The 18,979-nt window shown below is 69.6% G+C and carries 18 protein-coding genes and 1 tRNA gene; 3 read left to right on the plus strand and 16 right to left on the minus strand.

What is annotated here, in order from left to right; all coding sequences use genetic code 11:
- Nucleotides 1–27: 27 nt before the first annotated feature.
- Genes mpaA1 through mpaB (AC07VM_RS02815) form a run of 5 tightly spaced genes read right to left on the minus strand, consistent with a single transcriptional unit; the run spans nucleotide 28 to nucleotide 4,711 of the window.
- Nucleotides 28–159 (minus strand): MpaA1 family daptide-type RiPP, encoded by a 132-nt coding sequence (mpaA1, locus tag AC07VM_RS02795; protein WP_267415581.1) that lies wholly within the window; start codon nucleotides 157–159, stop codon nucleotides 28–30.
- On the minus strand, nucleotides 146–1,348 hold the full coding sequence (mpaC, locus tag AC07VM_RS02800) for a daptide-type RiPP biosynthesis dehydogenase (RefSeq protein ID WP_494909909.1): 1,203 nt from the start codon (nucleotides 1,346–1,348) through the stop codon (nucleotides 146–148). The genes mpaA1 and mpaC overlap by 14 nt, the downstream gene beginning before the upstream one ends.
- A complete protein-coding gene (mpaD, locus tag AC07VM_RS02805) occupies nucleotides 1,345–2,607 on the minus strand; it encodes a daptide-type RiPP biosynthesis aminotransferase (protein WP_267415584.1) in 1,263 nt (420 codons plus the stop codon). The genes mpaC and mpaD overlap by 4 nt, the downstream gene beginning before the upstream one ends.
- The gene (gene mpaB / locus AC07VM_RS02810; protein ID WP_494909910.1) at nucleotides 2,604–3,653 is read right to left on the minus strand and encodes a daptide biosynthesis RiPP recognition protein; all 1,050 of its coding nucleotides are present in this window, start codon (nucleotides 3,651–3,653) and stop codon (nucleotides 2,604–2,606) included. Before mpaB (AC07VM_RS02810) ends, mpaD begins: the two co-directional genes overlap by 4 nt.
- Nucleotides 3,653–4,711, minus strand: a complete 1,059-nt coding sequence (mpaB, locus tag AC07VM_RS02815; protein ID WP_494909911.1) for a daptide biosynthesis RiPP recognition protein — start codon at nucleotides 4,709–4,711, stop codon at nucleotides 3,653–3,655. Before mpaB (AC07VM_RS02815) ends, mpaB (AC07VM_RS02810) begins: the two co-directional genes overlap by 1 nt.
- 203 nt (nucleotides 4,712–4,914) lie before the next feature.
- On the opposite strand from mpaB (AC07VM_RS02815), the gene AC07VM_RS02820 reads away from it, so the two are divergent.
- Nucleotides 4,915–5,002, plus strand: a tRNA-Ser gene (locus AC07VM_RS02820).
- A 136-nt stretch (nucleotides 5,003–5,138) separates the two neighbouring features.
- Here AC07VM_RS02820 and AC07VM_RS02825 read toward each other — a convergent pair.
- The 8 genes from AC07VM_RS02825 to AC07VM_RS02860 form a co-directional block, all read right to left on the minus strand.
- Nucleotides 5,139–5,741, minus strand: a complete 603-nt coding sequence (locus AC07VM_RS02825; RefSeq protein ID WP_494909912.1) for a GNAT family N-acetyltransferase — start codon at nucleotides 5,739–5,741, stop codon at nucleotides 5,139–5,141.
- Between the two features lie 31 nt (nucleotides 5,742–5,772).
- A complete protein-coding gene (locus tag AC07VM_RS02830) occupies nucleotides 5,773–6,402 on the minus strand; it encodes a phosphatase PAP2 family protein (protein ID WP_494909913.1) in 630 nt (209 codons plus the stop codon).
- Between the two features lie 31 nt (nucleotides 6,403–6,433).
- Nucleotides 6,434–7,834 (minus strand): multidrug effflux MFS transporter, encoded by a 1,401-nt coding sequence (locus AC07VM_RS02835; RefSeq protein ID WP_494909914.1) that lies wholly within the window; start codon nucleotides 7,832–7,834, stop codon nucleotides 6,434–6,436.
- A 157-nt stretch (nucleotides 7,835–7,991) separates the two neighbouring features.
- Nucleotides 7,992–9,146, minus strand: coding sequence for a cystathionine gamma-synthase (locus tag AC07VM_RS02840; RefSeq protein ID WP_494909915.1), 1,155 nt, complete (start codon nucleotides 9,144–9,146; stop codon nucleotides 7,992–7,994).
- An 86-nt stretch (nucleotides 9,147–9,232) separates the two neighbouring features.
- Nucleotides 9,233–10,621, minus strand: a complete 1,389-nt coding sequence (locus AC07VM_RS02845) for a cystathionine beta-synthase (RefSeq protein ID WP_494909916.1) — start codon at nucleotides 10,619–10,621, stop codon at nucleotides 9,233–9,235.
- An 80-nt stretch (nucleotides 10,622–10,701) separates the two neighbouring features.
- Nucleotides 10,702–11,661, minus strand: a complete 960-nt coding sequence (locus AC07VM_RS02850) for a carbohydrate ABC transporter permease (RefSeq protein ID WP_494909917.1) — start codon at nucleotides 11,659–11,661, stop codon at nucleotides 10,702–10,704.
- Nucleotides 11,661–12,794 carry a carbohydrate ABC transporter permease gene (locus tag AC07VM_RS02855; RefSeq protein WP_267415594.1) on the minus strand — a complete coding sequence of 378 codons (1,134 nt, stop codon included), beginning with the start codon at nucleotides 12,792–12,794 and terminating at the stop codon, nucleotides 11,661–11,663. Before AC07VM_RS02855 ends, AC07VM_RS02850 begins: the two co-directional genes overlap by 1 nt.
- A gap of 124 nt (nucleotides 12,795–12,918) precedes the next feature.
- Nucleotides 12,919–14,259 (minus strand): ABC transporter substrate-binding protein, encoded by a 1,341-nt coding sequence (locus AC07VM_RS02860; protein WP_267415595.1) that lies wholly within the window; start codon nucleotides 14,257–14,259, stop codon nucleotides 12,919–12,921.
- Between the two features lie 286 nt (nucleotides 14,260–14,545).
- Here AC07VM_RS02860 and AC07VM_RS02865 point away from each other — a divergent pair, with 286 nt between their 5' ends.
- The gene (locus AC07VM_RS02865) at nucleotides 14,546–15,550 is read left to right on the plus strand and encodes a LacI family DNA-binding transcriptional regulator (RefSeq protein WP_267415596.1); all 1,005 of its coding nucleotides are present in this window, start codon (nucleotides 14,546–14,548) and stop codon (nucleotides 15,548–15,550) included.
- A 145-nt stretch (nucleotides 15,551–15,695) separates the two neighbouring features.
- Here the strand turns inward: AC07VM_RS02865 and rplL are convergent, their stop codons facing one another.
- From rplL to AC07VM_RS02880, 3 genes are all read right to left on the minus strand, one after another.
- Nucleotides 15,696–16,079: a 50S ribosomal protein L7/L12 gene (gene rplL / locus AC07VM_RS02870; protein WP_017829128.1), complete on the minus strand. Its 384-nt coding sequence runs from the start codon at nucleotides 16,077–16,079 to the stop codon at nucleotides 15,696–15,698.
- Nucleotides 16,080–16,127: 48 nt separating this feature from the next.
- On the minus strand, nucleotides 16,128–16,616 hold the full coding sequence (rplJ, locus tag AC07VM_RS02875; RefSeq protein ID WP_017829129.1) for a 50S ribosomal protein L10: 489 nt from the start codon (nucleotides 16,614–16,616) through the stop codon (nucleotides 16,128–16,130).
- A 392-nt stretch (nucleotides 16,617–17,008) separates the two neighbouring features.
- On the minus strand, nucleotides 17,009–17,983 hold the full coding sequence (locus tag AC07VM_RS02880) for a hypothetical protein (RefSeq protein ID WP_494909918.1): 975 nt from the start codon (nucleotides 17,981–17,983) through the stop codon (nucleotides 17,009–17,011).
- 304 nt (nucleotides 17,984–18,287) lie between these two features.
- On the opposite strand from AC07VM_RS02880, the gene AC07VM_RS02885 reads away from it, so the two are divergent.
- The gene (locus AC07VM_RS02885) at nucleotides 18,288–18,968 is read left to right on the plus strand and encodes a YqaJ viral recombinase family protein (RefSeq protein ID WP_494909919.1); all 681 of its coding nucleotides are present in this window, start codon (nucleotides 18,288–18,290) and stop codon (nucleotides 18,966–18,968) included.
- The last annotated feature ends 11 nt before the right edge of the window (nucleotides 18,969–18,979 follow it).

Raw genomic sequence — 18,979 nt, forward strand, 5'->3', positions numbered from 1 at the left:
TCGTTCTCCTTCCTCTCGTCGGTGAGATCAGGTCGCGGCCGCCGCGCCGATCCCGATGAGTACCAGCGCGCCGATCACGCCCTTGTAGAAGCTGTCCCAACTGGGGGCTTCCATCTGCTCCAGCTCCTGGAACTGGATCCGCTTCTCAACGTCCTTCATGTGCATTCACCTCCCCTGGACGGATCGAGGGTCGGTGATCATTGCCGACCGGTTGAGAGCTCCAGCAGGAATCGCGGAGCACGTCACGGAAGTCGTCTGCGACGAGGTCGCGGAGCATCGGATGGTGTCTCCCCCAGGCTTTCTCCGTGGCCGAGGCGATGCGGGTGATGTCGCGAGCGGTCGGCTGTGGCGGACGCGGAATCCCCCAGCGCTCGATGAGCGCGCCGATGCCCGCGGACGGATCGAGGGGCAGCAGCGCCCCGCCGGCGACCCGCGTCCAGAAGTCGTGGAGGCTCTCCTGATCTCCCCAGCGCGAGTCTCCCGAGCAGATGCGACGCCAGATCGCCGCGACGACCGCCGCTGAGGCGACCATCTTGCGGACCCCCAGCGCGAAGGAGACTTCGTTCGCCATGTACCAATGGCGGGCGCTGTACGGATCATGCCCACGGAGTGCCGCGCTGCGCTGCGTGGCCGCGCTCACCCGCGCGAGCCGCAGCCGTCCCGCCGGGGAGGCCGCGTCGCGACCGACCGTCTCGAGGAGCGTCCGCCCGAGGGCGACCGCGTCGCTGTTCGCCCGGGCGCTCCGCCGCGCACTCGTCGACGCGCCCGCCAGTCGGAGGAATGCCTCCAGCGCGCCCTCGCGGACGGCGGCCTGCGTGAGGGTCGTCAGGTTACACGGATCGATGAGGGCGTGGCGCGGTCTCAGCGAGCGCCCGACGATGAGCCGGTAGCCGCTGGCGTTCTTGAGGATCCCGACGCTGTTCGTCTCCGACGAGGTGCCCAGCGTGGTCGGCACGGCCACGAGGTCCACCGGCGGCGCGGCGTCGGGCAGGAGCGTCAGCGCCGACCCCGACGCGTGTCCGATGGCGTACTCGAACACCCGCCCCGGGGCGAGCGTGAGCGCCGCGATCTTGCTGGCGTCGAGGACGGTCCCGCCGCCGACGGCCACGATCACGTTCGGCGAGCGACGGACGATCTCCCGCGCGATGGAGACGACGACCGTGACATCCATCGAGGGTGCGTCCACGTGCATCGTCCTCGCCGCACGCCCGGCCGGGAACGGGACCGCGACCGCGGAATCCGCGATCACGAGGGTCTCCCGCCCCGCGGTCAGGCGCTCCGCCATCCGACGCGCGACACCGCGACCGTGCCACAGGGTGGGTACTCGCCCGGCGAACGCGGAGGTCATGCCGCCTCCTGGGCCCGGGCCTGTGCGACGCCCGCGCGCACCGCCGCACCCACGTCGGCGAGCTCACCCGGCGTGAAGCCGTACGCCGGGATCAGCTGCACGGAGCTGGGACCGGGCTGCACCAGGACGCCGTTCTCCGCGATGGCGGACACGACGCGAAGGACCTCCGGGCCGGTGAGCGGACTCTCGTCCCCTCCGCGCAGCCCGAGTCCCAGGAAGCAGCCGCTGCCCGTCACGTCCGTGACCACGCCGTCCGACAGCAACGACGTGGCCAGCCGCCACAGATCGGCCGCGAGCGCCTGCGTCGTCGGCTCCACGTCGATGCGGCGCAGCTCGGCGATCACCGCGAGGACGGCCGCCGTGCACGCCGGCGTCCCCGCCTGCGTCTCCCCGTGGACGAAGGTCCAGCCCCCGCGCGTGAACGCGGAGGCGATGCGCGGGCCCACGAGGAGCGCGGCGGCGCCCATCGCCCCGTTCGTCAGTGCCTTCGACAGGATGAGGACGTCGGGCGCGGCGGCCCATCGGTCGGTCGCGAGCATCGTGCCGGTGCGGCCGAATCCGGTCGCGACCTCGTCGGCGACGAGCAGGAACCCGTACTCCTCGCGCAGGGCGAGGAGGCGACGCACGAACGACTCGGACAGGGCGTACGCGCCGCTGCCCATGACCGGCTCGACGACGACCGACGCCACTCGGGAGCCTTCACGCTTCAGCAGCGTCTCGAGCTCCTCGCCGTCGTCCGCGTGCGAGACGTGCCTCACCGACCGGCGGTCGACGGAGTAGACGGCTTGGACGAGGTCGTCTCCGCTGAGCGCATGACTCCCGTACATGGTGCCGTGATAGCTGCCCCGCAGACCGACGACGAGCGAACGGGATCCGACGCCCTTCTGCGCCCAGTACTGTCGTGCGAGCTTCATCGCGGCGTCGTTCGCCGCTCCGCCCGATGTGGAGAAGATGACCCGGCTGTATCCGGCCGGGCCCGCGAGCTCGATGAGCGCGTCGGCCGCGACCTCCGCGTACCGGTGCGGTGCGCGGAAGAGGGACAGATACGAGGCGTCGCGCGTCGCCCTGTCCACGGCATCGGCGACCGCGGCGTTGCCGAATCCGAGAGGGACGTTCCACAGTCCGCTCGTCGCGCACAGGCGCGTGGACCCGTCGGCGAACTCGATCCGATGGCCGGTGGCTGCGACGGCGACGCGATCCGGGCTGAAGGTCGCGTCCGCCGGGAGCATCGAGGTCCACAGCGCGTGCGGGGCGCTCATCCGTCGACGCCGATCGTCCGGCGTGCGCTCTCCGCGCGACCACCCGGATGGATGCCGAGGGCGGTGACGGCTTCGAGACACAGGATGCGCGCTTCGGAGGCGGCGACGTCGAGCTGGCGGGCCACTCGCTCGGCCGCGCGTTCGAGGGTGCTCGACGTCTGCGTGACGGCGACGACCTGTGCTGTGGTCGGCGACAATAACTGGCGGCGCAGCGTGACGGTGTCGGCGAGGACGAAGCCGTCCTCGTTCTCGATCAGCAGGGGATCCTCGGCCGGCGGTTCGGCATCCGCGAGGCCGTCGTCGACGAGGGTCCAGCCGAACCCGGAGATCCTGGCGGCGCCGTTCGCCAAGCGGAGCATCTTCATCAGGTCGGTCGCGCGGAGGTACCGCCCGATCCATTCCCGACTCCTCAGCTCGGAGTACAGCTCCCCTCCCGGCGTGACGACGGTCACCGCCGTGGCACGGGGCCGCGGAACGGCGAGCAGGGACGGCAGTTCGTCGACCGAGCCGATGACGTCACCGTGCACACCGACGCTGACCCGGCCGTCGGCGCGCACCCTGATCATGCTCGGGGTCGCGCTCTCGTCCGGCCGTGCGAGAGCACTCCGGTCGGCGAGGAGCACCCGGGGATCGATCAGCGCCGCGGGGAAGACTCCCGTGCGACGCGCGAGGTCCGCGTCGTCGAGGAAGGCCTGCCCGCTCGAAGCGTCGAAGAGGCACACCGCCGTCGGACCGACGATCTGGATGAACCCCGCGGCGACGTAGTCCTGGAGCTCGACGCCGCGTTCTCCCAGGAACAGCTCGTCTCCGACGTCACGCAGTGCGCCGCTGTAATGGACGGCTTCGGCGGAACCACGATACGGTCCGCTCCCCACCGGCAGGAGGATCATGTCCCCCTCGACAGCCGCGTCCTGGACGCCGTCGACCGCGGCTCCGTTCTCGACGAGGAACACGCGGGCATACCGTTCCCTCTCGCCGGTGATCCATTCACGGAGGGCCCGCGCTCCGCTCAGTTCCGGTCCGGACGCCGCCCCGTGGTCCCGCATCAGGCGACGTCTCCGGTCGCGGCGAAGAGGTCGATGCCCACGGCGGCGAATCTCCCCCGGATCGTGACGACCGCCTCCGCGACGTCGCGCGTCGCGCATCGGAGCTCCGCCGCGAGCAGCGCTGTGGCCGCAGCCTCGTCTCTCGTCGCGATGAGGCACTCGGCGGCACGCGCCACGTCCACATCCAGCCGGAACCGTCGCCGACTCGCGCGGTCGACCAGGATGTACTCCTCCCCGTCGCCGGTGAGCAGGTACGGCGCGTCCGCCGAGACGATGCCGGGGACGCCCCGGAGTGCGTCGAGCGCGCGGACGAGGTGGCCCCCGAAACCCGAGATGGCGGGCCGGGCGGGCACCCCGTCCCATTCCCGGAGCAGGTCGACGGCGGCGGCGTACCGCGCGAGCCACGGCCTGTCGTCGAGGTCGGCCTCGAGGACGGCCGGATCGATGATCCGCGCGAAGGCCCGACCCCGCCCCGCACCCGCCGTCGCCCGCGCCTCGATGTCGGCCCGCTCCTCACCGACCGCGCCGAGCAGCAGCCCGTCCGGACCATCGCGGTACTCCCCGTTCGCCGTCACGTGCACGCGCACCAGTGCGTCGTCGGCCGGGGCCGCTCCGATGAAGGACGCCCAGGAGTCGAGCAGCACGGCCCGGCTCAGCAGCTGGTCGACGAACACCCCGGAATCCCGCGCGGTGTCGGCGTCGCTGAGGAACGCTGCCAGCCCCTCCGCGCTGCCCTGGCGGATGACGGTGGGTCCCACGATCGAGACGAAGAGGGCCGCGACATAGTCCTGCAGCTCGAACCGCTGCGTGCCGTCGAGGGTCATCTCACTGCCGGGTTCACGGAAGTCGCCGCGGTAGCCGATGAGTCTCGCGTCCGTGTGCTGCGGGTGTTCGAGCGGAGCGAAGACGACGTCATCGCCTTCGGCCACCGCCAGCACCGCCTCGACGTGCTCCGCGGATTCGAGGAAGAACGCGGTGCCGTCCGGGATCGCTCGCCGCCCGCTCACGTACTGCTCGAAGGCCAGCGCGGTGCGGCGGCTGGGTCGCGACTCCGTCATCGGACTGGCCTGCATGCTTCCCCCCCAGAAGATCCATGTTCGCGAGAACTCGCGTCCTCACCTGAGGGTAGAACGTCGGCATCTGAGATGCAATATGCTACGCACGGCGCTACCCCGACACGTCCGAATCGCCCCCGCGGGCGCCCTCAGGCTTCTGTCACGGGACCCCCGGCGGATCGGATAGGATGGACAGGTTGTTCCTTGGTGACGTGTCCGAGCGGCCGAAGGAGCACGCTTGGAAAGCGTGTGTTGTGCAAGCAACCGCGGGTTCGAATCCCGCCGTCACCGCCAAACAAGAAAGAGCCTCCGCGCCAGCGGGGGCTCTTTCCTGGTTATCGAGCACAGGAAATCGGGGAGGAGCGAGCGCAGCGAGCACCGGAGTCCCGCCGCCACCGCCACACACGGGGCGCGGGACCTCACCGAGGCGTCAGCCGTCGAAGCGGACCCCGTAGATCTGTCCGCCGGGCGCAGCCGGGAGGCGCGTCATCCCGAGCCGCTCGTAGAAGGCGGCGGCCCCGGCGTTGTTCGGGTCGATGCCGAGGTGCAGTCCGCGCACACCGCGTCGGGTCAGCTCGGCGAACAGCGTCTCCATGAGCTGTCGCCCGAGGCCCTGACCCTGAGTCTCCGGGAGCAGGTCGATGTGCAGATGCGCGGGGTGGTCGGCGACGTTCGGCTCGATGCCTGATTCCCGGCTGTAGCCGTAGTCGATCATCCGATCCTCGCGCGTGACGATCTCGGTCGGGCGCGGATACCGCCCCTGCAGCGTCGGCCACCACTCCTCACGGAACCAGGTGTAGAACGCGTCGGTGTCATCCGTCGCCACGATGTAGCCGATCGTGCGCTCGTCGTCGCTCTCGACCACCCAGGCGAGGTCGGGATGCCGCTCGGCGTAGGGGACGGCGAAGAGGTCGCCCCAGAGCGAGTCGTCGGAGAGGATGCCGCTCGCGTCGGCTCCGGCATCGGCCGTCTTCACGCAGATCTCGTACAGCGCGGCACGATCGGTGGGGCGGTACGGACGGATGCGAGACAAGACGGACTCCTCTGGAGGGAACGGGGTCCTTTCAGCCTATCGGCGCGCCGACCTCCGCCTTCGCCCGCTGCGCCCACGGGAGCAGCCACGCGGCGAGCACCAGCACGACCCCTGCGCCCACGAGCGCACCGCCGAGGGTGTCGCTGGCCCAGTGCACCGAGAGGAACGTGCGCGACAGTGCCATCGCGAGCACCCACAGCACACCGACGATCGCGGTCCAGACACGAGGGAAGAGCACCCAGACCACGAGGGCGATCGTGGCGGCGTTGGCGGTGTGCCCCGAGGGGAACGAGCCGTAGTCGCTCGCCACCAGCATGTCCTCCGGCCGCGCTCGACCGAAGAGCTGCTTCAGCAGCTGCACGGCCCCCGCGCTGGCGGCGAAGCAGAGGGCCGCGAACACCGCACCGCGCCATCGCCCGGCGATCACGAGCGCGAGGATCGCGAGCACCGGCACGCCGAGGATCGCGACCCACCCGCCGCCGATCCAGTTCAGCACCAGAGCGAAGTCGAGCATCCAGTCCGCCCGCGCGCCGGCGATCGTGTCGTTCCACCACCGGTCGAACCCGGGCGTCTGCGGGTAAGCGAACACCACCAGGGCGCCGACAGCCGTCGCGAGCGCGAGGAGGCCCACTCCCCACCACAGCAGCATCCGCCTGTTCATCGTCCCATTCTGTCGGACGACACCTGGATACTCAGGGAGCGAGCATCCCGACCGTGCGCGGTCGCACCACGAACCACAGCGACAGCGTGCCGATCGCCGCGCAGACCACCATGACCGAGGCCATGGTCGTCGCCGTGATCCCGGCGTCGTGGGAGAGCCAGCCGGCGATGGGCGAGATGAGAGCCGCGACGCCGAAGTTCGACGCACCGATGATCGACGCGGCGGTTCCGGCGGCCTTGCCGTGACGGTCCAGCGCGAGCACCTGCACGTTGGGGAAGGTGAAGCCGCACGCCGTCATGAAGACGAACAGCGGGATGACCGTTCCCCAGAGCCCGAGCCCGAGCTGGTCGGTCACGATGATCGCGATCCCGGCGAGCAGCAGCACCGCGGTCGAGTAGGCCATGACCCACTGCGGACCGAAGCGTGCGGCGAGTCGGGACGCGGTCTGCACGCCGACGACCACGCCGAGCGAGTTCACGGCGAACAGCAGGCCGTACTGCTGCGCGTCGAGCCCGTGCGTCACCTGGAACAGGAACGGGGAGGCCGACAGGTAGGAGAACAGACCGGAGAAGGTCATGCCGCCGATCACGAGCACGCCGATGAACACCCGGTCCGAGAGCACCGAGCGGTAGCGCTGCAGCATGGTGGCGCCGCCGCTCCCCTGGCGACGCGCGACGGGCAGCGTCTCCGGGATGAACAGGATCGTCGAGAGCAGCATCAGCACGCCGTAGGCGGCGAGGACGACGAAGATCCCGCGCCAGGGCATGAGCGTGAGGAGCCATGAGCCGATCAGCGGGGCGACGACGGGCGCGACGCCCGACACCAGGGCGAGGCGCGAGAGCATGACGACCAGTCGACGACCGCCGAACAGGTCGCGCACGATGGCCATCGCCACGACACCGCCGGCCGCCGCACCGACGCCCATGAGCACGCGTGCGGCGCTGAGCAGTCCCAGGTCCGGAGCGAAGGACGCGCCGACACTGGCGAGCACATGCAGAGTGGTGACCGCGATCAGCGGCACGCGACGCCCGACCTTGTCGCTGAGCGGCCCGACCACAAGCTGCCCGAGCGAGAACCCGATCATCGTGCCGGTCAGGGTCAGCTGGATCGCGGCGGCCGTGGTCTGGAAGTCCTGCTCCAGCACCGGGAAGGCGGGGAGGTACAGGTCGATCGTGAACGGTCCGAGGGCCGTAAGCGCGCCGAGCAGGATGATGTAGAGCGTGCGTCGCCCGAGCGAGATCGCATCGCCGGGGTGCAGCATGATCGGCGCGGTCGCCGGGTTCGAGCCGAGGGTGCGGATCGCCCCCGTCGCCGTGGGGATGCGGATGCTCCCGGTCGCGGTGCGCTCGGGCTGCGGGGTCTGCGGTTCGTCGGCGGCGGAGTCCTCCGACGCGACGACGGGGATGGAGTCAGTGCGGGGAGCGTCGGACACGACGTCCTTCCAGAGTTCGGGGGGGGTGCGCGGTCGAATCGATTCGGCCAGGGGAAGCCCCCATGTTACCGCCGGGCCGTCCCCGCCCGCCCGCCGCGAACGCGAAGACGCACCCCCGAACGTGCCGGAGGTGCGTCCTCGATCCTGCTTCGCGCGGTCAGCGGGAGATGCGGTCGAGCCCCTGTTCCAGGTCGGCGATCAGGTCGCCGATGTCCTCGATGCCGACCGAGAGCCGCACCACGTTCTCCGGGACCGCGAGCTCGGTGCCGCGCACCGAGGCGTGCGTCATGTCCGGCGGATAGCCGATGAGCGACTCCACGCCGCCCAGCGACTCGGCCAGTTGGAACAGCTCGGTGCTCTCGGCGAAGGCCCGCGCGGCATCGGCGCCGGCGGCGAGCCCGAATGACAGCATCCCGCCGAAGCCGCTCATCTGCTTGGCCGCGATCTCATGGCCGGGGTGTGAGGCGAGCCCCGGGTAGAACACCTGCGCGAACTCGGGGCGGGCCGCGGCCCACTCGGCGATCGCCTGCGCGTTCTCGGAGTGCTGACGCATCCGCAGCGCCAGGGTCTTGATGCCGCGAGTTGTCAGCCAGGCGTCCAGGGGCGCGGAGACGGCGCCGACCGCGAACTGCTGGAACTTCACCTGGTCGAAGAAGCGGTCGTCGGCGAACACGACGGCACCGCCGAGAACGTCCGAGTGGCCGCCCAGATACTTGGTGGTCGAGTGCACCACGAGGTCGGCCCCGAGCGCGAGCGGCTGCTGCAGCGCGGGCGACGCGAAGGTGTTGTCCACGACCACGAGCAGTCCGGCCGCGTGCGCGATCTCGGCGATCAGGGCGATGTCGACGACCTTCAGCAGCGGATTGCTCGGCGTCTCCAACCACACGATCTTCGTCTCGGGACGGATCGCGGCGCGGAGAACGTCGACGTCGGACAGCTCGGCCGTCGTGGTCTCGATGCCCCACGGCGCCAGGACCCGGGTGAGCAGTCGGTAGGTGCCGCCGTACACGTCGTTGCCGAGCAGCACGTGATCGCCGGGCTTCAGGATGCCGCGCAGCAGGGCATCCTCCGCCGCGAGCCCAGACGCGAAGGAGAGGGCGCTCGCGCCGCCCTCGAGCGCGGCGAGCTGGGTCTCCAGCGACGACCGCGTGGGGTTGCCGGCGCGGTTGTACTCGTAGCCCTCGCGGAAGCCGCCGATCCCGTCCTGCACGTGCGTGGAGGACTGGTAGATCGGCGGGATGATCGCCCCCGTGGTGGGGTCGGGGGCTTGTCCCGCGTGGATGGCTCGCGTGGCGAAGGCGTGATCGGACATGCCCTCAGCCTACGTCCGCCCTCACGACCGGGGCTCTCCCGTTACGCCCCGGGTCGGCCGCCGTCGGCAGCGTCTCCGCGGGAGCCTCAGCGCGACAGGTACGCCAGCAGATCCTGCCGCGTCAGCACCGTGTGGGGCTTGCCGTCCTCGGTGACCAGGAGCGCATCGGCATCGGCGAGCGCGGCTCGGGCCTGGGCGACGGGGGTGTGGATGCCGACGAGCGGAAGCCGCTCCCCCACGTGCGCTCCGACCGCGTCAGTCGCGTTCGCCTCCCCGCGGAACAGCAGGTCGAGCAGACCCTTCTCGTCGACCGTGCCGACCACCTCGCCCATCATGACGGGCGGCTCGGCGCTGAGCACCACGAGCTGCGAGACGTCGTACTCGGTCATGATGCCGATGGCTTCGAGCACGGTGTCGGTCGGGTGGGCGTGCACGAGGTCGGGGATGCCCGAGCCGGGTCCCTGCGCCTGTCGGACGGCCCGAGCCGTCAGCACGTCGGCGACGGTCTCGCCCTCCTCCACATCGCTGAACCCGTAGGAGCGCATCCAGCCGTCGTTGAAGATCTTGCCGAGGTAGCCGCGGCCGCCGTCCGGGAGGAGCACGACCATCACCGCATCCGCCGGCAGCTCCCGCGCGATGCGCAGAGCTCCGACGACGGCCATGCCACTGGATCCGCCCACGAGAATGCCCTCCTCGCGGGCGAGACGCCGGGTCATCGCGAAGGACTCGGCATCGCCGACCGCCACGATCTCGTGCGGCACGGTCGGGTCGTAGGCCCCGGGCCAGATGTCCTCCCCCACGCCCTCGACGAGGTATGGACGTCCGGTGCCGCCGCTGTACACGCTGCCCTCGGGGTCGACGCCGACGATGCGCACGCTCCCCTCCGACACCTCGCGCAGATACCGCCCGGTTCCGGTGATGGTGCCGCCCGTGCCGACGCCGGCCACGAAGTGGGTGATCTGGCCGTCGGTGTCGCGCCAGATCTCCGGACCCGTGGTCTCGTAGTGGCTGCGCGGACCGTTCGGGTTCTCGTACTGGTTCGGCTTGAACGCCCCGGGGATCTCGCGGACCAGCCGGTCGCTCACGCTGTAATACGACTCCGGGCTGTCCGGCGCGACCGAGGTCGGAGTCACCACGACCTCGGCGCCGTAGGCCCGCAGGACGTCGATCTTGTCCTCGCCGACCTTGTCCGGCAGCACGAAGACGCACTTGTACCCGCGCTGCTGGGCGACGAGCGCCAGGCCGACTCCGGTGTTCCCGCTGGTGGGCTCGACGATCGTTCCGCCCGGCTTCAGATCCCCCGAGGCCTCGGCCGCATCGATGATCCGCGCCGCGATCCGGTCCTTCGACGACCCGCCCGGGTTCAGGTACTCGAGCTTCACGAGCACCGTGCACGCGACGCCCTCGGTGACGTGCTGGAGCTTCACGAGGGGCGTGTCGCCGACGAGGTCGACGATCGAGTCCGCATACTTCATGACTTCAGGGTAGACGCGCGGATGCCGCGACCGGGGTTGTGTTGCACCCGACCGCGGCATCCGCGGATCCTGTCGATGGATCAGCCCTTCGTCGACCCCGCCAGCAGCCCGCGCACGAAGTAGCGCTGCAGGGCGAAGAACACGATCAGCGGCACGATGATCGCCACGAACGCCCCGGCCGTCAGGAGGTACCAGTCCTGTCCCCTGCTTCCGGTGATCTCTGCCAGCAGCTTGGTGATCGGCGCCTGCTTGCCGTCGGCGAACACCAGCGCCACCAGCAGGTCGTTCCACACCCACAGGAACTGGAAGATCGCGAACGACGCGATGGCCGGCACCGTCAGTGGCAGGACGATCCGGAAGAAGATCTGTCCGTGCCCGGCGCCGTCGACCCGGGCCGCCTCGATCACGTCGCGCGGGATCTCCGAGACGAAGTTGTGCAGCAGGAAGATCGCCAGCGGCAGCGCGAAGATCGTGTGCGCGATCCAGACCTGCGTGAACGAGTTCGACGCGCTCAGCGACTCGAACAGGGTCACGTTGCCGATCTTGAGTCCGCGCGAGAACAGCGACAGCAGCGGCACCAGGGCCATCTGGATCGGCACGATCTGCAGCGCGAACACCGCGATGAACAGGGCGTTGCGCCCCTTGAAGTCGATCCACGCGAACGCGTAGGCCGCGAGGCTCGCGATCACGAGCGGGAACACGGTCGCCGGGATGGCGATCGCGATCGAGTTCATGAACGACTGGGCCATGGTGAGCTGGCTGTTGCCCGCCCCGAGCACCTCGACGTAGTTGTCGATGGTGAAGCCGGGGTTCTGGAAGATCGTCCACCACCCGTTGCGGGTGATCTGCGCGGGATCGCGGAACGACGAGATCAGCAGGCCCAGGGTCGGGACCGTCCAGATGACGGCGATGATGAGGGCCGCGAGCGTCGCCCACGGAGACGTGAGCCGCTTCTTGACCCGGCCCAGACTGCTCGTGGGTTCGTGCCCGCCCGCGACCAGCGTGGCCGTGTCCGTACCGGGTGTGGTCTGCGTGGTCATCAGCTCATCTCCCGCTGCTTGGCAAGGTTGCGCGCGTTGTACACGACGATCGGGACCACCAGGATGAACAGCACCACGGCGAGCGCGGCGCTGCGTCCGGCCTCGAAGCCCTTGAACTGGGAGTACATCTCGTTCGCGAGCACCGAGGTGTTGTTGGCGCCGGCGGTCATGGTGCGGACGATGTCGAACACCTTGAGTGAGGCGATCGAGATCGTCGTCATCACGACGATCAGCGCCGGCCGGATGCCGGGTATCGTCACGCTCCGGAACCGCTGCCAGGCATTGGCGCCGTCGAGCGAGGCGGCTTCGTTGAGCTCGGCGGGCACACCCTTGATGGCCGCCGACAGGATCACCATCGCGAATCCGGTCTGCACCCAGATGAGCACCACGATCAGGAACAGGTTGTTCCACGGCTGCACCGCGAGGAAGTCGACGGGCTGGCCGCCGAACCACACGACGATCTGGTTGAGCAGACCGATCTGCGGCTGATCCGCAGGACGGGCCGTGTAGATGAAGCGGAAGATGATGCTCGCGCCGACGAACGAGATCGCCATCGGCATGAACACGAGCGACTTGAAGACCTTCTCGCCGCGGGACCGGTCGATGAACACCGCGTAGGCCAGACCGATCGCCGTGGAGACGATCGGGGCGACGAGCACCCAGACGATCGTGTTCGCGACGGTGCTGATGCCCTTGGGCGTGGCGAAGATCCAGACGAAGTTCTCGAGCCCGACGAAGCGGTTGCCGCGCGAGTTCATGAACGACTGGATGATCGTGGCGATCGACGGGTAGACGAGACCGATCGCCAGGAGCACCATGGCGGGTGCGAGGAAGCCGACGAGCTGGAACATGTAGCCCGCTCCCTGCCTCGACCGGAAGTCGAGCCAGAAGAACAGCCCGCCGAGCACGGCCGCGACAGCGGCGGCCCACCAGACCGAGCCGAGGGCGATGAACACCAGCAGCGGCACGACGATGCAGGCGGCGAGCCGGATGCCGGTGTAGAGCCGGCCCGCGCGGGGCGCGATCTCCAGCAGGAAGATGACGATCCCGACGACGACCCCGAAGGCGAGGACGACGACCAGGACCTGCACGAGCGGTGGCATTCCTGCGACCCATTTGAAGAAATCGGACATACGCGTCCCTTTCGCGTTCGACGGTGAACGTTCCGGAGACAGAGGCGGGAGCCGACTCGCGGTCGGCCCCCACATCCGTCACCCTGCTCGGGCGGGCGTCAGATGCCCGCCCGAGCGGGGTCGATCAGTCGGACGGCCAGGAGGAGTCGATCGTGCTGAGCACGTCCGACGTCGAGGTGCCGTTGACCCAGTCGATCATTCCCTTCCAGAAGGAGCCGGCGCCGACGACGCTGGGCATCAGGTCGGAGGCGTCGAAGCGGAACGTCGTCTCCGGGTCCTGCAGGATCTTGATCGACTCCTGGAGGATCGGGCTGGACGCACTGGCCGGGTCGAGGCCGTTGTTGGCGCTGATCACGCCGCCGAGCTTGACGCGGCTGTTCGCCCACTCGGGGCTGGAGAGGTACTCCTGCACCTTGATGGTGTCGGCGTCGTTGGAGAACGCGGCCACGATCTCGCCACCACCGGTGACGGAGAGACCCTTGCCGGCCTCGACCGGAGGCGTCATGAAGGCCCAGATGTCGGCGTCGGGACCGACGGTCACGTTGCCGTTCTTCGGGTCCTGCAGGAAGCCGTCGAAGAACGACGCCTGGTGGGTCAGCGCGCACTCGCCGCTGCCCATCACACGAGCGACGTCACCGAACGGCGTGGCGTTGATCGTCTTGACGTCGCCGTAGCCGGCGTTGACGTAGTCCGGGTTGAGAAGGATCTCGCCCACCGAGTCGAAGGCGTCGACGACGGTCTTGTCCGTGAAGGGGATGTCGTGCGAGATCCACTTGTCGTAGTTCTCCGGACCGGACTGACGGAGCATGAGGTCCTCGATCCAGTCCGTGCCCGGCCAACCGGTCGCGGCGTCGGATCCGAAGCCGGCGCACCACGGTGCCTTGCCCGTCTTCTCCTGGATCGTCTTGGTGAGGGCGAGCAGGTCGTCCCAGGTCTCGGGGACGTCGACGCCCCACTCCGTGAACTGCTCCGGCGAGTACCAGACCCAGCCCTTCAGGTTCGCCATCAGCGGCGCACCGTAGAGCACGTCATCGGTCGTCGCGTAGTTCGCCCAGTCCTCGGACCAGTACTTCTTGACGTTGTCGGCGACGCCGTCCGGCGCCGGCTGCAGGTACCCCTGCTTGGCGAGGTCGGAGACGAGGCCGGGCTGCGGCGTGATGGCGAGGTCCGGAGCGTTGCCTCCGGCCGCGCGGACGGCGATCTGCGCCTCGAACTCCTGAGAACCCTCGTACTGGATGTCGATGTCGTTCTCTTCTTCCCAGTCCTTCCAGGATTCCTCCATGAGCTCGGCCTCGGAGTCGATGATCGTGCCGTAGATCGTGACGACGCCGTCGGCTTCACCCGCATCGCCCGGGCCGCCGTCACCGCCCCCGTCGCCTTCTCCGGAACAACCGGCCAGAACGATGCCCGCGACGCCCAGCAGGGCGAGCGGTGCGAACCGCCTGGAACGCTGTGACAGACCCATGTGAATTCTCCTCTTCGAGTTTCACGGCCCCTACCTCGTCCGACGCCACCCCCGGCGTCGTTCGGGAACCGATTCCAGGCCAACCTACTGTCCTTCGCCCGCCCCGCACAACAAGCAAGGGTCACAAGCTGACAACCATTCGCCGCTCCTCGCGCGCTCGAATGGGAGCGCTCCCTCGCTCGCGATGTGGAACCGGTTCCTTTTTTCCCCGGCGAAGACTACGCTGACACCCGGCGCGCTCACCGCCGCCACCCACGCCGCCGTGGGATCAGGTCGAGGAGGACCGATGAGCACGATCGCGGACGTCGCGGCACGTGCCGGAGTCTCGAAGGCCACCGCGAGCCGTGCGCTGAGCGGACGCGGCTACGTCTCCGAAGACACCAGGACCCGAGTCGAGGATGCCGCGCGCGATCTGTCCTACGTCGCCCACTCCTCTGCGACGAGCCTGGCGACCGGGCGCACGCAGACCATCGGCATCGTGATGCCACCCGTGGACCGCTGGTTCTTCGCCGAGCTGCTGGCCGGGATCCAGGAGTCCCTGCTGGCGCTCGACTACGACCTCTCGCTCTACGGCGTTCCCGAGGGCTCGCAGACCAGGGAGCGGCTGTTCGAGACGGTGCTCCCCGGGCGTCGCTTCGACGGGATCATCGCGGTCGGCATCCAGCCCAGCGCCCGCGAGCTCGAGCGGCTGCAGCGCACCGGACGTCCGCTCGTGAGCGTCGGCCCGTACGGGGAGGGCTCGAGCGCGGTCTCGATCGACGACGCCGCGGCGGCGCGCATCGCGACCGAGCACCTCATCGAGCTCGGGCACACCGACATCGCCTTCGTCGGGGGGTCGACGGATGCCACGGAGCTCAGCTTCGGCGACGCCATGCGACTCGACGGCTACCGGGGCGCGCTGCAGGCCGCTGGCCTCGCCGATCATGCGCGGGTCGCAGGGGCCGCGCCGACCATGCCGGGCGGGTACGCGGCGGCGGCCGGTCTGCTCGGCGACCGCCGGAACCGTCCGACGGCGATCGTCGGGGTGTGCGACGAAGCGGCGATCGGTGCGATCATCGCCGCCCGCCGTCTGGGCATCGCCGTGCCGACCGAGCTCAGCGTCGTCGGCATCGACGACCACGAGCACGCGGACATGTTCGCCCTGACCACGATCGGGCAGTCACCCCGGGAGCAGGGGCACGAGGCCGTGCGCCTGCTGACGCACCGGATGGACGATCCCGATGCTCCGCTCGAGCACGTCGCCGCGGCATCCGCCCTCGTGGTGCGCAACTCGACCGCTCCCCCGCGTTGACCTCTACCCCGCGCCTACCCGTACCCCGCACTGACCCGTACCTCGCGCCGCTCCGTCTTGGTCCGGGAACGCAACCCGCCCCGGAACGCACGAAGGCCCCGGGACGAACCCGGGGCCTTCGTTGAGAAACGCGTGAGCGTCGCGATTACTTGAGGGTAACCGTTGCGCCTGCCTCTTCGAGAGCAGCCTTGGCCTTCTCGGCGGTCTCCTTGTTGGCGCCCTCGAGGACGGCCTTCGGGGCACCGTCGACGACAGCCTTGGCCTCGCCGAGACCCAGCGAGGTGAGCTCGCGGACGGTCTTGATGACCTGGATCTTCTTGTCGCCGGCAGCCTCGAGGATGACGTCGAAGGAGTCCTTCTCTTCCTCAGCCTCAGCAGCGCCTGCGCCACCCGCGGCACCGGCAACGGCGACGGGAGCAGCAGCGGTGACCTCGAACTTCTCCTCGAACGCCTTCACGAACTCGTTGAGCTCGATGAGGGTCAGGCCGGCGAACTGCTCAAGCAGCTCCTCGGTGGAAAGCTTCGCCATGATGTATCTCCTAGATAGATGGGGTTTGTAGACGAGATCGCCGGTCGCTTACGCGGCCTCTGCGGTCTCCAGCTTTTCGCGAAGAGCGTCGATGGTGGCGGCAGCCTTGCCCATCGTCGCCTTCATCATGCCCGCAGCCTTCGCCAGCAGAACCTCACGGCTCTCGAGCGCGGCGTACTTGTTGACCTCGTCCGCGGTGAGGGCGTTGCCCTCGAAGATGCCGGACTTGATCACGAGAAGCGGGTTGGCCTTGGCGAAGTCACGCAGAGCCTTGGCGGTGGCGACGAAGTCACCGTGCACGAACGCGACAGCCGACGGACCCTTGAGGTCGTCGTCCAGCGCGGAGATGCCAGCCTTGTTGGCGGCGATCTTGGTCAGCGTGTTCTTCACCACGGCGTACTCAGCGTCCTGACGGATGCTGTTGCGCAGCTCCTTGAGCTGGGCAACCGTCAGACCGCGGTACTCGGTCAGCAGAACGGCAGTCGAGTTCTCGAATGACTTCGTGAGCTCGGCGACCGATGCATCCTTCTGCGCCATGGTCACTCCTTGGTGTGTACGAGGCGCCGCACGGTGGTGAGGCGCCGACCTGGACCACCTGCAAAGAGAAAAGCTCCGGCGCAAGCGCACGGAGCTTTGAAAGTTCGTGTCCTGCGCGGGCCCCTGCGATGCAGAGCTTCGATCGCTGCGTGCTTGCGCACACGACGATGACCAGCGGTCTTCGGTTGCCACAACTCTACCCCACCCGCCCCCGTCCCCCAAATCCCCGCTCCCCCGCCCGCCCCCGCGCCCGCGCCCGCCGCCGAGTGCACGGGTTGTCGCCGAGTGCACGGGGTATCGGCGCGAAGGAGCCGTTCGCTCGGCGAGTTCGCGTGCACTCGGCGCGCGGCCGGGGTGGGGGGTGCGGAGGCGGGGAACAGGAGAGAGGGGGGTCAGGGTGGGGTGATGTGGAAGGCGGACAGGCGGGCGGCGAGGGCTGCGGGAGTGCTGATGTGTTCGGAGCCCCACCGCGCGAACCCCCATCGCGTGCGACCACGGATCCAGTCCTCCCGCTGCTTCTCCTCCAGCAGGACCTGCTCGAGGGTGCGTTCCGACCGTTGGGCCTCGTCGAGGTACTTCGTCTTGCCGTCGAATTCGCCGAAGCTCCGGACGTCGGCGAGCCCGAAGTCGACGAAGTACACGGTGCCGTCCGGCCCGCCCACCGGAACCTGGAGCTCGGGATCGGCGAACCCGAGTCTGCGCAGATGCAGCCGGCTCACGCTCTCGCCGGGAAGCTGCGCACGTCCGTCGGCGAAATCCGCGACCCACCGCGCCTGCCGGATCCCCCGCGCGCCCCCGGCCTCGCTCAGCCTCTGCCCGAGGCCTCGGCGCCAGGCGACGACGGCATCCAGATCCCACTCCCACTGCCGATCCGCCATCTGCCGTTCGGCCGCATCCGCCACCGCCACCGCCGTGGTGAGGGGAAGCGTGCGGATGAGGTCGAACACCGTGCGCGCCAGGGACGTGCACCGGATGCCCCCGCGCACCGCCACATCGGCCGCCGGAAGCGGAGCGACATGACGGAACACATCCGGTGCGCTCGAGATGCGCCTCGGCGTCGCCGTCGTCATGTGCACCCGGACGAGCCGCATCGCGTAGAGGGGCAGACCCCAGAGCACCGCAGCGGACGAGTGGGACATGACGGCGGGCCCCCGTGCGTCGCGCGCCACCGCGATGACGTGCGCGTGGTGCTTCTGCTCCGGCCACAGCCTGTTCCGATCCGCCGCCGCCATGAACCACCCGCGGCGGAAGGCGAAGAGCGAGCCGTCCCGCACGGAAGCGGTGATCCGGCGATCGGTCCACCCGTTCTGGAGAAGGTCGGTCCGTGACCGGACGAGCTGAGCGAGGACGGGTGCGGTGGTCGGCATGCCCCATCGTTCCTCTCCCCCACCTCTCCCCCTCCCCTCCTTCCCCCTTTCTCCCCCACCCCTCTCTCAACTTCCCCGCACCCGCGCTCCCGTGCAGGAACAGTGCCCCGACGGCCGAGAGCACGACAACTCGCCGAGCGCACGGCTCATCGGCGCACAGAAGCCGTGCACTCGGCGAGAACCCGTGCACTCGGCGGCGGAGGGGGGCGGGGGGCGGAGGGAGGGAGGGCGGAGGGCGGGGGATGCGGGGCGGAGGCGGCGTGTACGGGGCGGCGGGGTCGGCGGGCGGGGTTAGGGTCGAAGGGTGACACCGGAACTCGCCGCACGCATCGTCGCGGACTCTCGCGACCGCGTGGCGTGGATGCGGGCACGGTCCCGGGGCATCACGGCCACCGACGTCGCCGGGCTCACCTCCGAGAAGTCGATCGCCCGCGCGGCCGACTCGAAGCTCGGCGGCGGACCACGCTTCGGCGGCAACGCCTACACGGATCACGGACGACGTCGCGAGCCCGAGATCGCCGCCTGGGTCGCCGCGACCCACGGCATCCTGCCGTCGTCCGCGCTCTTCCGCGCCGAGGTCGAGCACCGTCACCTCGCCACGCCCGACGGCATCGCGGTCGACGCCGACGGGCGCGTGAAGCTCGCCGAGATCAAGACCACGAACAAGGCCTTCCGCGGCATCCCGCGCACCTACCTCCGTCAGGTGTGGTGGCAGCAGCACGTGCTCGGCGCCGAGCGCACGCTGTTCGTGTGGGAGGAGCACGTCGACTTCGCCCCGATCCACGACGAGCCGCGCTGCGTGTGGATCGACCGCGACGACCGCGAGATCGCGAAACTCGTCAGCCTCGCCACCGACCTGATCGACGAGCTCTACCGCCGCACGACCGGCCAGCAGGTTCCGACGCGCGCGATGGACGCGGCGACCAGCCGCCGTGAGCAGCTGCGCGAGCGCGACGCCTTCCGGGCGCTGGCCCTCGCGGACTGAGCGACGCCGCC

The sequence above is a fragment of the Microbacterium sp. GW821-FHT01D02 genome (assembly GCF_059422585.1).